Raw genomic sequence first — 14,544 nt, forward strand, 5'->3', positions numbered from 1 at the left:
ATGAGCCTCACGGACCGGTCGGGCCGCACGGGCCGGACCGCACGACGTCACCGTGACCGCACGACGTCACCGTGACCGCACGACGTCACCGCGCCCGGACGACGGACCGCGCCTGCCCCGCAGGAGGCTCAGGCCGCGACGGAGGCCGGAGCCTCGGCCGGACGGGGCTCCGGCACCTGCGCACCGCGCCGGGCAGGGATGAGGAGGGCGACGAGCGCGGCGAGGGCCACCACTCCGGCGCCGATCCAGACGGCCGGACCGGTTCCGTCCGCGAGGGCGCGGGCCGATCCGTATCCGCCCCGCGCCGAGAAGACCGAGGCCAGCACGGCGACTCCGAGCGCGCCGCCGACCTCCCGCAGCGCGTTGTTGGCGCCGGAGGCGATGCCCTGCTCACCGTCACGGACGCTGGAGAGCACCAGGCTGGCGGCGGGCGCGAAGTACATCGCCATGCCGATGCCGCCGATGATCAGGGCGGGCAGCTGGGAGACGTAACTCATGCCCGGCGAGATCATCAGCGCGAAGAGCGCGAGGCCGGTGGCCTGGAGCACCAGCCCGGTCACCACGACGGGACGGCCGCCGTACCGGTCGGAGAGATAACCGGCGATCGGCGCGACCAGCATCGGCATCCCGGTCCAGGGCAGCATCCGCAGACCGGCCTCGGTGGGCGAGTAGCCGAGCCCGTTCTGCAGGAACTGGCTGAGCAGGAAGATCGATCCGAACATCCCGAGGAACATCAGCATGCTCGCGATGTTGATCCCGAAGAAGGCGCGGCTGCGGAAGAGCCGCATCGGAAGCATCGGGTTCTTCGCGTGGAAGCCGTGGTACACGAACGCGCCGAGCAGTGCCGTGCCCACGATCAGCCCGGTCAGCACGGTGGCGCTGGTCCAGCCGTGACTCGTGGTGCTGACCAGGGCGTAGACGATGCCGAAGAGGCCCGCGCTGACCAGGACCGTGCCGGGTATGTCGAGCGGGGCCTTGGGGGCGTACGACTCGGCCAGGCGCCACCGGGCCAGTGGCAGCAGCGCCAGGCCGATCGGGACGTTCAGCCAGAAGATCCAGTGCCAGGAGATGTGCTCGGTGAGCGTGCCGCCGATCAGCGGCCCGCTCGCGACGGCCATGCCGGTGACCGCGCCGAAGATGCCCAGCGCCATGCCCCGCCGGGCGGCCGGGACGGCGGCGCTCAGCAGCGTGAGGGTCAGCGGCATCATGATCGCCGCGCCGACGCCCTGGACCGCGCGGAAGGCGATGAGCTCGTCGATGCCGGGCGACAGGGCTGCGGCGGCCGAGGCGGCGGTGAAGACGGACAGCCCGGCGATGAAGATCCGCCGCCTGCCGAACCGGTCACCGAGCGCGGCACCGGTCATCAGCAGCACGGCGAAGGTGAGGGTGTACGCGTTCACCGTCCATTCCAGCTCCTTCAGCTCACCGCCGAGGCTCTCGCGGATGGACGGCAGCGCGGTGGTGACGACGAGGTTGTCGAGCGCCGCCATGAACCCGGCGACGCTGGTGATGACGAGGGCCCAGACGGCTCTCCCGCGACTGGCTGTGTGCTGGTTCACTGCTCCCCCAGAGCATTAGTTATTGATTACTAACTTTCACGGACAGAAAACCGGGCCGAACCCGGGTCGCGCTGTTCACCCCGGCGGCCTGGCCGACTCGTACAGCCCCGACCAGGTGCGATGGTCGGCCGGGAAGCCGAGCGAGGCGAGCGTGTTGACGAGCATCCCGTACGCCAGGAACGTCGTCGTCTCGCCCAGATCCCCCCCGAGGACGATATGGAGGTCGTCCCACATCCGCCCCCAGCCGGCCCGCACCGTCTCGCCGAACTCGTGGTCCCCGCTCGCCTCCGCCGCCGCGATGGCCGCGTAGATCTGCATCTGCATCAGCAGCTTGTCGGCGTCGTCGACGATGAGCCGCTGGTACGCCGCGGCCATGGCGTGCAGCGCCTCCTGGCCCTCCAGCCCTTCGGCGGCCGTCATGAACACCTGATGGGTGTCTTCGAGGCAGCGCTCGGCGGCGGCGAGGAAGATGGCCCGCTTGTTCGGATAGAGCCGGAAGAGATACGGCTGCGAGACACCGACCCGCTTCGCGATCGCCTCGGTCGACGTGCCGTTGTAGCCACCGCGCGCGAACTCGGTGATCGCCGCACGAACGACGCTCTCGCGCCGCTCCTCCGCACTCATTCTTGCCATGCAGGTAAGTTATTGCTCAATCACTAACTTGGCAAGCCCGGTGCGAAACCACTCAGCGTCCCGGCCCGGTGCGGGCGGCATGCGTAAGGGGCGCCCCTCTGGAGGGACGCCCCTTACGCAAGGCACTTCGCGGGGAGCCACCTCGTAAACAGCCACCTCGTGCACAGCCACCCCATGTACGGCAGCCTCGTGCCCAGCGCCGACGGGTCGAGACCCCGACGTGTCAGGCGAGCCTGACCACGGCCCGGGACATTCCCAGCACCTTCTTGCCGTCACACATGGCGACCAGGTCCACCCGGACCTGGTTGCCGTCCAGCTTCGCGGCGACCTTGCCGCTGACCTCGACCAGTGCGCCCTTGTCGTCGTTCGGCACGACGACCGGCTTGGTGAACCGCACCCCGTACTCGACGACCGCCGCCGGATCCCCGGCCCAGTCCGTGACCACCCGGATCGCCTCGGCCATCGTGAACATGCCGTGCGCGATCACATCCGGCAGCCCGACCTCACGGGCGAACTTCTCGTTCCAGTGGATCGGATTGAAGTCGCCCGAGGCACCCGCGTACTGCACCAGCGTCGCCCGCGTCACCGGGAACGACTGCGACGGCAGCTCCGTCCCCACCTCGACCGACCCGTAACTGATCTTCGCGGTCATCACGCCTCCTCGGCGGCGCGCGCCACCAGCTTCGTCAACGCCGTCACGACGAGCTCACCGGACTCGTCGTGCACGTCGCCCCGGATGTCCAGGATGTCGTTGCCCGCCAGGGACTTGATGCCCTCGATCGTCGACGTGACCGTGAGCCGGTCCCCCGCCCGCACCGGACGCACATACGTGAACTTCTGGTCACCGTGCACCACACGGCTGTAGTCCAGGCCCAGCTGCGGGTCCTGCACGACCACCCCGGCGGCCTTGAAAGTGATCGAGAAGACAAAGGTGGGCGGCGCGATCACATCGGAATGCCCGAGCGCCTCCGCGGCCGCCGGATCGACGTACACCGGATTGGTGTCGCCCACCGCTTCGGCGAACTCGCGGATCTTCTCCCGGCCGACCTCGTACGCCGGGGTGGGCGGATAGGTCCGCCCCACGAAGGACTGGTCGAGCGCCATGAGCTCGCTACCTCCTGATGAAAGACGAATAAGGGCAGGGACTACCCCATACAACGACACGAGGCCGCCCCCAGAGGGGACGGCCTCGTGTACGAGCCTGATTCAGCGGGTTTCGCGGTGCGCGGTGTGCGAGTTGCAGCGCGGGCAGTGCTTCTTCATCTCAAGACGGTCCGGGTTGTTACGCCGGTTCTTCTTGGTGATGTAGTTCCGCTCCTTGCACTCCACGCAGGCCAGCGTGATCTTCGGGCGGACGTCGGTGGCAGCCACGTGAGTGCTCCTTGGACGGACGGATGGACGGATGAACGCATAAAAGAGTAGCCGATCGAAGGACCGACCCAACAATCGGCTACCGTTGGTAGCGGTGACCGGACTTGAACCGGTGACACAGCGATTATGAGCCGCTTGCTCTACCGACTGAGCTACACCGCTTTGATGAATGAGTCCCCTCGCCGAAGCGGGGTTTCCCGATCACCAGAGCCCCAATGCGGAATCGAACCGCAGACCTTCTCCTTACCATGGAGACGCTCTACCGACTGAGCTATTGGGGCGAGCGATGAAGACATTACACGGTCCTCCGCCGATCGCCCAAATCCGTTTCGACGGCCCACGTCCGGCCCCTGATCGACACCCTGCCCGACCCCCTGATCGGGCCTCGATCGGACCTTGATCGGGCCTTGATCGGGCCTTGATCAGGGCTCATCGCGACCCGGCCGCGGCTTCCGAAACGGCCGGGAGCGGAGACGTGACGCCCCCGCGAGGCACACCGGTACGACTATTGCGCTCTTCCTCGAAGTGGGCCTGGCACCCCCCTAGGCTCGATCCACTCCATGTGATCTTGCACCCCCTCCCAGGAGCGCGATGCCCGACAGCCAGCCGCGGCGGCCCGACGACAACGCGCCCGAAAGCGCCGACGCGGCCACCTCCGACGCCTTCACCGCCGACACCCCCGCGCTCGTGCTCTCCGGCGCCCGGCTCACCGACGGCCGCACCGTGGACGTACGGCTCAGTGGCGGCCGCATCGAAGCCGTCGGCACCGCGGGCAGCCTCACCAGCCGCAGCCCACGCGTCGACCTGCGCGGGTACCTCCTGCTCCCGGCGCCCGCCGAACCCCACGCCCACAGCGACACCGCGCTCACCGCCGACAGCACGGGACCCGACGGCCCCGGCCCCGCCTCCCACCGCACCGAGGACATCCAGCGCCGCGCCACCGAAGCCGCCCTGCTCCAGCTCGGCCACGGCACCACCGCGCTGCGCTCCCACGTCCGCATCGGCGACGTCCAGGGCCTCGCGGCCCTCGAAGCCGTCCTCCAGACCCGGCGGGCGCTGCGCGGACTCGCCGACCTCACCGCCGTGGCCGTCCCCCGCCTCCTCACCGGCATCGCGGGCGCCGACGGCCTCGCCATGCTCCGCGACGCCGTGAAAATGGGCGCGGGGGTCGTCGGCGGCTGCCCCGACCTCGACCCCGACCCCACCGGCTACACCGAAGCCGTCCTGGAGATCGCCGCCGAGCACGGCTGCCCCGTCGACCTGCACACCGACGGTGACGACCCGGCCCGCCTCGCCCGCCTCGCCGCCATGGCCGGCGGGCTCCGCCCCGGCGTCTCCGTCGGGCCCTGCGCCGGCCTCGCCCAGCTCCCGCTCGAAGCCGCCACCCGGGCCGCCGACCAGCTCGCCGCCGCCGGGGTCACGGTCATCTGCCTCCCCCAGGGCGGCTGCTCCGGCGCGGAACGCCGCGGAACGGCTCCCGTATGCCTCCTGCGCGCCGCCGGCGTACGCGTGGCGGCGGGCAGCGGCGCGCTGCGCGACGCGGCCAACCCGGTCGGCCGCGGCGACCCCCTCGAAGCCGCCTACCTCCTGGCCTCGCAGAACGGCCTGCGCGCCGAGCACGCCTACGACACCGTCTCCGCCACCGCCAGAGCGGCCATGGGCCTTCCCGAGGTCCGGGTCGAGGCCGGTTTCCCGGCCGAACTCCTCGCCGTGCGCGGGGAGCGGATCGCCGCGGTCCTCTCGCTCGCCTACAGCAGGATCGTGGTGCACCGGGGCCGCGTGGTCGCCCGCACCAGCGCCGTACGCGAGTTCTGCGACTCCGAGGCGACCGTCGCCCTCGGCCTTCCCCGTCAGGGCCGCCCCGATTCCGCGCCCGGCGGCAGGCCGTGAGCGCGCCGCCGCGCTCCGGCGTACGGTCGTGAGTATGCGCATTGTCATCGCAGGTGGACATGGTCAGATCGCGCTGCGGCTGGAGCGTCTGCTCGCCGCACGCGGCGATGAAGCCGTCGGCATCATCCGCAATCCCGAACAGAGCGCCGATCTCGGAGCAGTGGGCGCCGAACCGGTTGTACTGGACCTCGAATCGGCCTCCGTGGAGCAGGCCGCGGAGGTCCTGCGCGGCGCCGACGCGGCGGTCTTCGCAGCCGGTGCGGGCCCGAACAGCGGCCTGGAGCGCAAGGACTCCGTGGACCGCGGCGCGGCGGTGCTGTTCGCGGACGGGGCCGAACTCGCGGGAGTGCGGCGCTACATCGTCGTCTCCTCGATGGGCGCCGACCCGGAACACCCGGGCAACGAGGTCTTCGACGCCTACCTGAGGGCCAAGGGTGCCGCCGACGCGGACGTACGTTCCAGGACCGCACTCGACTGGACGATCCTGCGCCCGGGGATGCTGACGAACGACGCGGGCACCGGCCAGGTCCTGCTGGCCGCGTCGACCGGGCGCGGACCGGTGCCCCGCGACGATGTGGCGGCGTCCCTGCTGGAGCTGCTGGACACCCCCGCGACGGCGGGCCTGACGCTGGAACTGATCTCGGGAAACGTGCCGGTGACGGTCGCGGTGAAGGACGTCGCGGGCAACTGATCCGGCCGCCCCCTATCCGCCTGTCCGCGGCGCGAGCCTGCGGACAGGACAGGCGGAAACGACTGAGCCCCCGACCAGACGTGCTGGTCGGGGGCTCTGTTCGCGTGGCGGCGCCAGGGTTCGAACCTGGGTAGGCTGAGCCGGCAGATTTACAGTCTGCTCCCTTTGGCCACTCGGGCACACCGCCTCGAACGACGCGTCGGAACCCCACTGGGTGCTCCTTGGCGACGACGTAAACGATACCCGATGCCCAGGGGTGCTCCGCCACCTGATTGATCAGCACTCGGGGCGGGCGGCGGCCAGCGGCTGTCCCGTCATCCCTGGTGGATCGGCGCGTGGCGTCGGATGCGGCGCACCGCACGGCGGATGGACGTTCGCGTACGGGAGGTATTCGGGCGTTCCGACAACGCCGCGAGCTGCCGCAGCCATCGTCGCGCGCCCGCCGGGGATGAGCAGGGCAGCCCTTAGGCTTCGGGCTGTACCCCAACGCATTCGACGCAAGGAGCCACACGTCATGGCCGACTCCAGTTTCGACATCGTCTCGAAGGTCGAGCGGCAGGAGGTCGACAACGCCCTCAACCAGGCCGCCAAGGAGATCTCCCAGCGTTACGACTTCAAGGGCACGGGCGCCTCGATCTCATGGTCCGGCGAGAAGATCCTGATGGAGGCGAACGGCGAGGAGCGGGTCAAGGCCATCCTCGACATCTTCCAGTCCAAGCTGATCAAGCGCGGCATCTCGCTGAAGTCGCTGGACGCGGGCGAGCCGCAGCTTTCCGGCAAGGAGTACAAGATCTTCGCCACGATCGAGGAAGGCATCTCCCAGGAGAACGCCAAGAAGGTGGCGAAGATCATTCGCGATGAGGGCCCGAAGGGCGTCAAGGCACTGGTCCAGGGCGACGAGCTGCGGGTCAGCTCGAAGAGCCGGGACGACCTGCAGGCTGTCCAGGCGCTGCTCAAGGGCCAGGACTTCGAGTTCGCGGTGCAGTTCGCCAACTACCGGTAGGCAGGCGGAACGGTCCCGCCGCCGCGGTTCGCGGCGATGTGGGGGCGGGGCGGGCGTGCCGGTCGGCGCGGGCCGCCCCGCAGGCGTCCCCGGGGGCGGACGGGGCCTGGTGAAGCCCGGGACGCGATGTCCGAATTCCGCCAGTGCCCGCACGGTGGCAGGCGCAGACTTGGCGGTACGGGAAGCGCGCACGGCCTTCGGTCCGCGGGCGCGGTTCGCCCGGCAAGGAGGATGACGAGTCATGACAACGGTGTACGCGAAGGTCGGCAGCCCGCTGGGCGAGCTGCTTCTGGTCGGCGAGATGCCTGCGGGAACGGCGGGGACGGGAGGGGCGGACGCCGGGACGGCGGCGGATTCGCCGGGTACGTCGGATGGTGTCGCGCTGGTGTCGCTGTCCCTGCCCGGCCAGAAGGGCGGCGCCGTCGTCCAGGACGGCTGGCGGCAGGCTCCCGAGCTGTTCTCCGGGATCGCCGCACAATTGGAGGCGTACTTCGCAGGGCGGCTGACCCGCTTCGACATCCCGTACGCGGACGGGGTGGGTACGGAGTTCCAACGGCGGGTCTGGCAGGCGCTGGACACCATCCCGTACGGGGAGACGGTGTCGTACGGGCAGATCGCCGCGCTCGTGGGGTCCTCCGGCGCGGGGGTGCGAGCCGTGGGGACGGCGATCGGGCGCAATCCCCTGCTGGTCGTGCGCCCGTGCCATCGCGTGATCGGGGCGGACGGGGCACTGCGCGGCTACGCGGGCGGACTGGAGAGCAAGGAGCGGCTGCTGGGGCTTGAGGGCGCCTCGGTGCCGCGACGCTGAGCCGGTGGGGCCCTGAGACCCTTGTGGGTGCCGAGAGCCCTGCCTGGCGCCATGGACGGTGCGTGGGCGGTACGAGGTTCTGAAGTCTGAAGGTGGTGGTCCGCGTGGTCGCACGGGTGGATCCGCCGTCGTCGTCCGACGGCCTGTTTCCCCGGCCGCGGCGGGTCGTCGCGCCGGGCGCCGTCCATGTGCCGGAGTGGCTGTCGGTGGACCGCCGACGGGAGTTGGTGGCCGCCTGCCGGGAGTGGGCGCGGGGCCCTGTTCCGTTGCGGCACACGGTGTTGCCGGGGGGCGGGGTGATGTCGGTGCGCACGGTGTGCCTGGGGTGGCATTGGCAGCCGTACCGCTACGGGCGTACCGCCGATGATGTGAACGGGGCGCGCGTGGCCCCGTTCCCCGAATGGCTGGCCGATCTGGGGCGGGCGGCGGTGGCGGAGGCTTACGGGGACGCGGACGCCGCCGCGTCGTTCGCGCCGGACACCGCGCTGATCAACTTCTATGACGGTGCGGCGAGGATGGGCATGCACCAGGACAAGGAGGAGCGCTCCGGTGCTCCTGTGGTGTCGCTGAGCGTGGGCGACACCTGTGTGTTCCGGTTCGGGAACACACAGGATCGCGGACGGCCTTACAGCGACGTGGAGTTGGCGTCCGGGGATCTGTTCGTCTTCGGTGGACCATCACGTTTCGCGTTCCACGGGGTGCCGAAGGTGTACGCGGGGACGGCCGACCCGGCGGCCGGACTGCGGGCCGGCCGGCTCAATGTGACGCTGCGCGAGACGGGGCTCCATTAACGGCCGGGCGCCGGGGGCGGCCGGCCGTGGTCAACGGCGTTCGCGTGAGTTGCCGAAGAGCAGCCGGTAGGCGATGAGCAGGACGAGGGAGCCCACGATGGCGGCCACCCATGTCGCGGTGTCGTAGAAGTCGTTGCTGATGGGGCGGTCGAGGAATCGGCTGGACAGCCAGCCCCCGACGAAGGCACCCACGATGCCGATGAGGGTCGTGCCGATGATGCCGCCCGGGTCCCGGCCCGGCAGCAGGATTTTGGCTATGGCGCCCGCGAGCAGCCCGAGAATGATCCAACCGATAATGCTCATGCTGCCGCACCTACCCCTTGTCTGGTCTTGAAATCCAAGACGTCAGGGGCGTGCGGACGGTTGCCTGTGGCCCTGTCCGGGTGTTCTACCGGGTGGCGAAGGGCTGGTCGGTGCGGACGATCTCCTTGCCGAAGGGCATGAGGGAGACCGGGATCAGCTTGAAGTTCGCGATGCCGAGCGGGATACCGATGATCGTGACGCACAGCGCGATGCCGGTGAAGATGTGGCCGAGTGCGAGCCACCATCCGGCGAGGACCAGCCAGAGGACGTTGCCGACGCAGGAGGGCGCGCCGGAGTCCCGGCGGTCCACGACCGTGTACCCGAAGGGCCACAGGGCGTAGACGCCGATGCGGAAGGCCGCGAGGCCGAAGGGGATCCCGATGATCGTGATGCACAGCAGCAGCCCCGCGGCGATGTAGCCGAGGAACATCCAGAAGCCGCACAGGACGAGCCATATGACGTTCAGGATTGTCTTCACGGGCGATGACCTGCCATCTGCTCGAGTCGGGCGATTCGCTCCGCCATCGGCGGGTGCGTCGAGAACATCTTGGCCATTCCCCGGCCGGGACGGAACGGGTTCGCGATCATCATGTGGCTCGCGGTCTCGATCCTCGGTTCGGCGGGCAGCGGGAGCTGCTTCGTACCGGCGTCGAGCTTGCGCAGGGCGCTGGCGAGCGCGAGGGGGTCACCGGTGAGCTGGGCGCCGGAGGCGTCGGCTTCGTACTCGCGGGAGCGGCTGACGGCCAGCTGGATGACCGATGCGGCGAGCGGACCCAGGATCATGATCAGGATCATGCCCAGGATGCCGGGGCCCTCGTCGTCGTTGGACCGGCCGATGGGGATCAGCCAGGCGAAGTTGACGAGGAACATGATGACGGAGGCCAGGGCTCCGGCGACGGACGAGATCAGGATGTCGCGGTTGTAGACATGGCTGAGCTCGTGCCCCAGGACTCCTCGCAGCTCTCGTTCGTCGAGGATCTGGAGGATGCCGTCGGTGCAGCAGACCGCCGCGTTGCGCGGGTTGCGGCCGGTCGCGAAGGCGTTGGGCGCCTGGGTCGGGGAGATGTAGAGCCGGGGCATGGGCTGGCGGGCCTCGGTGGAGAGTTCCCGGACGATGCGGTAGAGCTGCGGCGCTTCGAATTCACTGACGGGCCGGGCCCGCATGGCCCTGAGGGCCAGCTTGTCGCTGTTCCAGTACGCGTAGGCGTTGGTACCGACCGCTACGACGAGCGCGACGATCAGGCCCGTACGGCCGAAGAAGCTGCCGATGACGATGATGAGTGCGGACAGGCCCCCGAGGAGTACGGCGGTTCTCAGCCCGTTGTGCCGGCGGTGCACGGTACGCCCTCCAAGTGGTGCAGCAGGGGAACCCTTGCTTGGTGGTGCTCCACTCTCCAGTGGAGCCTCCCGTACTGGTCAACGCCAGGCGAGGAGAGCTAGTTCCCTTGTGCGCGCGGCCGGAGGGCGTGGCCCGTCCGGCTGTTCCGGCCGGTTCGGGCTCCGTGCCCGTACGGGCCGCCGCTGGGCCGTACGGGTGTCGCGGTGGGGCGGGCCGGCGGTGAGCCGGGGCGGCGCCGAAGCGGGTTCGGCGCCGAGGGGGTCGGTGCCGAGGGGGTCGGTGCCGAGGGGGTCGGTGCCGAGGGGGTCGGTGCCGGGCGTGATCAGCGCCGGGCGGGTCAGCGCTGGGCGGGGAGTCCGGCGAGCACGAGGGCCTCGGCGTCGGGCTCGACCTCGCTGGTGCAGTGTCCGCAGCGGGAGGCGATGGAGGGGATCTCGGTGAAGCAGCGGGGGCAGTCGCGCACGGCGGCCTTGATGTCGGCCTTCTCGTCGGCCTTGGCCGTGAAGCGGTTCTGGACCTTGGCCATGGGGACGACGACGCAGAAGTAGAGGACCGCGGCGGTGATGAGGAAGGCGATGGCGGCGGCGAGGAACTTTCCGTACGGGAAGATGGCGCCCTCCACCACGAACTCCGCCGCGCTGAAGTCACCGACCGAGCCGGTGGCGAGGCCGATCAGCGGGGTGATGAACGCCGTACTGAAGCCGGTGACGACCGCGGTGAACGCTGCTCCCACGGCGAGCCCGATCGCCATCGAGATGACGTTTCCGCGCAGGATGAAGTCCTTGAACCCGTTCAGCACTGCTTTTCCCTCTTCCGTGCCCGCTACGTGACGTCCTTTACGTGACGTATGCAGGCATGAACCCTGCCCTGTGGGGGCCGCCGTGGGCAAACCGATCTTGGGCGGCCGGGTGACGTCCCCGGCCGGTCAGAAGAGGCTGACCGCGGCGAACCTGAGGACGAGCTGCGGGGCGCCGGAGAGGACCACGCCCGCGAGGGTGGTGAGGACGATCGCCGTGACCAGGGGCGCAGGGGCGCGAAGCCGGTGCGGGGCGGGCGCCGGGGCGCCGCCGCTGTCCGTTGCCGTGTTGTCGGGTGCGTCCGCCGCTTCCGGAGTGCGGAAGAGGGCCGCTGTCCACTGAAGGTAGTAGTAGAGGGCGATCACGACGTTGACGGCCATGACGACGGCGAGCCAGTCGAGTCCCGCGTCGACTGCGGCCGAGAAGACCGTCACCTTCGCGAAGAGGCCGATGATGCCGGGCGGCAGACCGGCCAGGCAGAGCAGGAAGAAGCCCATCGCGAGTGCGGCGAGCGGGCGGGTGGCGTACAGGCCGCGGTAGTCGGTGAGCCGGTTGCCGGGGTTCGTACGGGCCACCAGGGCGGCGACGGCGAACGCGCCGAGGTTCACGACGGCGTACATGAGTGCGTACGCGACGGTGGAGCCGATCTGTTCGTCGCTGGAGTACGCGGCGGCGGCGATCGGGACCAGGAGATAGCCGGCCTGGGCGACGGACGACCAGGCGAGCAGGCGGACGGCGCTGCGGGCGCGGGTGGCGTTCTGGCGCAGGGCGGCGACGTTGCCGATGGTCATGGTGAGCGCGGCGAGGACGGCGAGGGCCGGTCCCCAGACGTCGGCGTAGGCGGGGAACGCGATCACGGTGACGAGGATGAGGCCGGAGAACCCGACGGCCTTGCCGACGACGGAGAGGTAGGCGGCGATCGGCAGGGGGGCGCCGACGTAGGTGTCGGGCACCCAGAAGTGGAAGGGCGCGGCGGCCGTCTTGAAGGCGAAGCCGACGAGCGTGAGGGCGACGCCCGCCTTGGCGAGGGTGTCCAGCTGACCGGGCACGTCGTCGAGGTGGGCGGCGATCTCGGTGAGGTGCATGGTGCCGGTGGCCGCGTACACGAAGCTGACGCCGAGAAGCATCACGGCGGTCGCGACGACCGAGGAGAGGAAGAACTTCAGTGCGGCCTCGGAGGAGCGCCGGTCGCCGCGTTTGATGCCGACCAGGGCGAAGGCGGGCAGGGAGGCGACTTCGAGGGCGACCACGAGCGTGGTGAGGTCGCGGGCGGCGGGCAGGAGTGCCGCGCCCGCCGCGGAGGACAGCAGCAGGAACCAGAACTCGCCCGCGGGCAGCTTGCGGGTGTCGTCGAGGGAGAGCAGGGCGGTGAGCAGGGCGCCGCCGAGCACGAGGGCCTGGATGACGAGGGCGAAGTGGTCGGCGGTGTAGCTGCACGCCTGGGCGCCGTCGGTGACGCAGAAGGTGGAGCGGTCCCCGGCGCGCAGCGGGATGAGCAGGGCGAGTGCGGCGACGAGCCCGGCGATGGTGCCGTACCCGAGGAGCGACTTGCGGTGTCCGGGGACGAACAGGTCGGCGACGAGGACGATCAGGGCGACCGCGGCCACGACGGCGGGGGGCGCGATGGCGAGCCAGTCGATGGACTGGACGAGGCTGGGGGTGCTGTCGGCCGCGGTGGCGAGCAGGCCGGAGGCGCCGGTTCCGGTTCCTGCGCCCGCCCCGGCTCCGGCTGTTGTTCCCGCGGCGAGGTGCGTGGTCCCGGCTGCTGTGGTCACGAGGTCCGCGGTCACGACTTGCCTCCTGCGAGGAGCTTCTGCACGGCCGGGTCGGTGAGGCCGAGAAGGACGGCGGGCCAGAGTCCGGCGAGGACGGTGAGGGCGGCGAGCGGGGTCCAGGCGGCGTATTCGTACGTCTGGATGTCGGCGAGCTGCCGCGTGCTTCCGGGCTGCTGGGCCGGGGAGTGCTCCCCCATGCAGACGCGGCGTACGACGATGAGCATGTACGCGGCGGTGAGCAGGGTGCCGAACGCGCCGATGACCATGAAGGTGCGGAACGCGGGGCGGCTGAGGCCGTCCGCAGGATCGAAGGCGCCGAACAGAGTGAGCATTTCGCCCCAGAATCCGGCGAGTCCCGGCAGGCCCAGCGAGGCGACGGCGGCGAAGGCGAGGAGGGCTCCGAGGCGGGGGGCCCGGCCGTAGAGGGCGGCTCCGGTCGCACCGGCGAGGGTGTCGAGGTCGGCGGTGCCGTAGCGGTCCTTGACCGCGCCGACCAGGAAGAAGAGCAGGCCGGTGATGAGGCCGTGGGCGATGTTGGCGAAGAGCGCGCCGTTGACACCGGTGGGGGTCATGGTCGCGATGCCGAGGAGGACGAAGCCCATGTGGCCGACCGAGGAGTACGCGATCAGGCGCTTGAGGTCGCCCTTGGCCCCGGGGCGTGCCAGCGCGAGGCAGGCGAGGGACCCGTAGATGATGCCGACGACCGCGAAAGCGGCGAGGTAGGGCGCGAACGTGTGCATCCCGTCGGGGGTGATGGGGAGCAGGATGCGGACGAACCCGTACGTTCCCATCTTCAGCATGACGCCCGCGAGGAGCACGGAGCCGACGGTCGGGGCAGCCGTGTGGGCGTCGGGGAGCCAGCTGTGCAACGGCCACATCGGGGTCTTCACGGCGAGGCCGACGCCGATCGCCAGTACGGCGATGACCTGCACGGACGAGGTGAGGCCACGGCCGTTGTCAGTGGCGAGTGCCACCATGTCGAAGGTGCCGCTCTTCAGTCCGATGAGGAGCAGGCCCAGCAGCATGACGACCGAGCCGAGCAGTGTGTAGAGGATGAACTTCCAGGCGGCGGCCTGCTTCCGGTCGCCGCCCCAGCGGGCGATGAGGAAGTACATCGGGATGAGGACCATCTCGAAGGCGAGGAAGAACAGCAGCAGGTCGAGGACGGCGAAGGTGGCGAGGGTGCCGGACTCCAGTACGAGGATCAGGGCGACGAATGCCTTCGGGGACGGGCCCGGGGGCATCTTGAAGTAGCTGTAGACCGCGCAGAGGAAGGTCAGGAGCGCGGTCAGTACGAGAAGGGGGAGCGAGATGCCGTCGATGCCGAGATGGATGCGGACGTCGAGCGCCGGAATCCAGCTGATGTCGGTGCTGGCCTGCATCCTGGACGGGTGGTCGTGGTCGAAGCCGACGGCCAGGACGATCGCGGCGATGAGGATGACGCCGGTGACGGTCACTCCGTGGCGGAGCACGGCCTGGTCGGGGTTCCTGCCGCGCAGTCCGGGAGGTGCGGGGAGAAGGGCCGCGGCGGCGCCGAGGAGCGGGCCGACGACGATGAACGCGAGAAGGAACTGCATCACGGAT

The 14,544-nt window shown here is 70.1% G+C and carries 16 protein-coding genes and 3 tRNA genes; 5 read left to right on the forward strand and 14 right to left on the reverse strand.

Annotation, left to right across the window (positions count from 1 at the left end; genetic code table 11):
- Positions 1 to 128 precede the first annotated feature (128 nt).
- From OG413_RS06475 to OG413_RS06505, 7 genes are all read right to left on the reverse strand, one after another.
- The gene (locus tag OG413_RS06475; protein ID WP_266803427.1) at positions 129 to 1,559 is read right to left on the reverse strand and encodes an MFS transporter; all 1,431 of its coding nucleotides are present in this window, start codon (positions 1,557 to 1,559) and stop codon (positions 129 to 131) included.
- Positions 1,560 to 1,634: 75 nt separating this feature from the next.
- Entirely contained in the window at positions 1,635 to 2,183 is a 549-nt protein-coding gene (locus OG413_RS06480; protein WP_266809933.1) for a TetR/AcrR family transcriptional regulator, read from the reverse strand.
- A 232-nt stretch (positions 2,184 to 2,415) separates the two neighbouring features.
- A complete protein-coding gene (locus OG413_RS06485) occupies positions 2,416 to 2,844 on the reverse strand; it encodes a MaoC family dehydratase (RefSeq protein WP_266803428.1) in 429 nt (142 codons plus the stop codon).
- On the reverse strand, positions 2,844 to 3,296 hold the full coding sequence (locus tag OG413_RS06490; protein WP_266803429.1) for a MaoC family dehydratase N-terminal domain-containing protein: 453 nt from the start codon (positions 3,294 to 3,296) through the stop codon (positions 2,844 to 2,846). The genes OG413_RS06485 and OG413_RS06490 overlap by 1 nt, the downstream gene beginning before the upstream one ends.
- Before the next feature lie 102 nt (positions 3,297 to 3,398).
- A complete protein-coding gene (rpmG, locus tag OG413_RS06495; protein ID WP_003956487.1) occupies positions 3,399 to 3,563 on the reverse strand; it encodes a 50S ribosomal protein L33 in 165 nt (54 codons plus the stop codon).
- Positions 3,564 to 3,649: 86 nt separating this feature from the next.
- Positions 3,650 to 3,725 (reverse strand) — tRNA-Met (locus tag OG413_RS06500).
- Between the two features lie 46 nt (positions 3,726 to 3,771).
- A tRNA-Thr gene (locus tag OG413_RS06505) sits at positions 3,772 to 3,844 on the reverse strand.
- 310 nt (positions 3,845 to 4,154) lie between these two features.
- Here OG413_RS06505 and OG413_RS06510 point away from each other — a divergent pair.
- Together OG413_RS06510 and OG413_RS06515 are read left to right on the forward strand one after the other, a co-directional pair.
- Positions 4,155 to 5,453, forward strand: a complete 1,299-nt coding sequence (locus tag OG413_RS06510; protein WP_266803430.1) for an amidohydrolase family protein — start codon at positions 4,155 to 4,157, stop codon at positions 5,451 to 5,453.
- Positions 5,454 to 5,487: 34 nt separating this feature from the next.
- The gene (locus tag OG413_RS06515) at positions 5,488 to 6,144 is read left to right on the forward strand and encodes an SDR family oxidoreductase (RefSeq protein ID WP_266803431.1); all 657 of its coding nucleotides are present in this window, start codon (positions 5,488 to 5,490) and stop codon (positions 6,142 to 6,144) included.
- Positions 6,145 to 6,249: 105 nt separating this feature from the next.
- Here the strand turns inward: OG413_RS06515 and OG413_RS06520 are convergent.
- A tRNA-Tyr gene (locus OG413_RS06520) sits at positions 6,250 to 6,331 on the reverse strand.
- A 327-nt stretch (positions 6,332 to 6,658) separates the two neighbouring features.
- Between OG413_RS06520 and OG413_RS06525 the strand changes: the two genes are divergently transcribed.
- The 3 genes from OG413_RS06525 to OG413_RS06535 all read left to right on the forward strand — a co-directional run bounded on the left by OG413_RS06525 (position 6,659) and on the right by OG413_RS06535 (position 8,746).
- On the forward strand, positions 6,659 to 7,147 hold the full coding sequence (locus OG413_RS06525) for a YajQ family cyclic di-GMP-binding protein (protein WP_266803432.1): 489 nt from the start codon (positions 6,659 to 6,661) through the stop codon (positions 7,145 to 7,147).
- Positions 7,148 to 7,388: 241 nt separating this feature from the next.
- Positions 7,389 to 7,955: a methylated-DNA--[protein]-cysteine S-methyltransferase gene (locus OG413_RS06530; RefSeq protein ID WP_266803433.1), complete on the forward strand. Its 567-nt coding sequence runs from the start codon at positions 7,389 to 7,391 to the stop codon at positions 7,953 to 7,955.
- Positions 7,956 to 8,059: 104 nt separating this feature from the next.
- The gene (locus OG413_RS06535; RefSeq protein WP_266803434.1) at positions 8,060 to 8,746 is read left to right on the forward strand and encodes an alpha-ketoglutarate-dependent dioxygenase AlkB; all 687 of its coding nucleotides are present in this window, start codon (positions 8,060 to 8,062) and stop codon (positions 8,744 to 8,746) included.
- Positions 8,747 to 8,776: 30 nt separating this feature from the next.
- On the opposite strand, the gene OG413_RS06540 is transcribed toward OG413_RS06535, so the two are convergent.
- From OG413_RS06540 to OG413_RS06565, 6 genes are all read right to left on the reverse strand, one after another.
- The gene (locus OG413_RS06540; RefSeq protein WP_266803435.1) at positions 8,777 to 9,049 is read right to left on the reverse strand and encodes a GlsB/YeaQ/YmgE family stress response membrane protein; all 273 of its coding nucleotides are present in this window, start codon (positions 9,047 to 9,049) and stop codon (positions 8,777 to 8,779) included.
- A gap of 85 nt (positions 9,050 to 9,134) precedes the next feature.
- The gene (locus tag OG413_RS06545) at positions 9,135 to 9,527 is read right to left on the reverse strand and encodes a YccF domain-containing protein (protein WP_266803436.1); all 393 of its coding nucleotides are present in this window, start codon (positions 9,525 to 9,527) and stop codon (positions 9,135 to 9,137) included.
- A complete protein-coding gene (gene htpX, locus OG413_RS06550) occupies positions 9,524 to 10,387 on the reverse strand; it encodes a zinc metalloprotease HtpX (RefSeq protein ID WP_266803437.1) in 864 nt (287 codons plus the stop codon). The genes OG413_RS06545 and htpX overlap by 4 nt, the downstream gene beginning before the upstream one ends.
- Positions 10,388 to 10,725: 338 nt before the next feature.
- On the reverse strand, positions 10,726 to 11,187 hold the full coding sequence (gene mscL, locus OG413_RS06555; protein ID WP_266803438.1) for a large conductance mechanosensitive channel protein MscL: 462 nt from the start codon (positions 11,185 to 11,187) through the stop codon (positions 10,726 to 10,728).
- A gap of 126 nt (positions 11,188 to 11,313) precedes the next feature.
- A complete protein-coding gene (locus tag OG413_RS06560; RefSeq protein WP_266809935.1) occupies positions 11,314 to 12,870 on the reverse strand; it encodes an NADH-quinone oxidoreductase subunit N in 1,557 nt (518 codons plus the stop codon).
- 101 nt (positions 12,871 to 12,971) lie between these two features.
- The gene (locus OG413_RS06565; RefSeq protein WP_266809937.1) at positions 12,972 to 14,537 is read right to left on the reverse strand and encodes a NuoM family protein; all 1,566 of its coding nucleotides are present in this window, start codon (positions 14,535 to 14,537) and stop codon (positions 12,972 to 12,974) included.
- Positions 14,538 to 14,544: the final 7 nt, after the last annotated feature.

Source organism: Streptomyces sp. NBC_01433, from assembly GCF_026340105.1.
Lineage (GTDB): Bacteria > Actinomycetota > Actinomycetes > Streptomycetales > Streptomycetaceae > Streptomyces.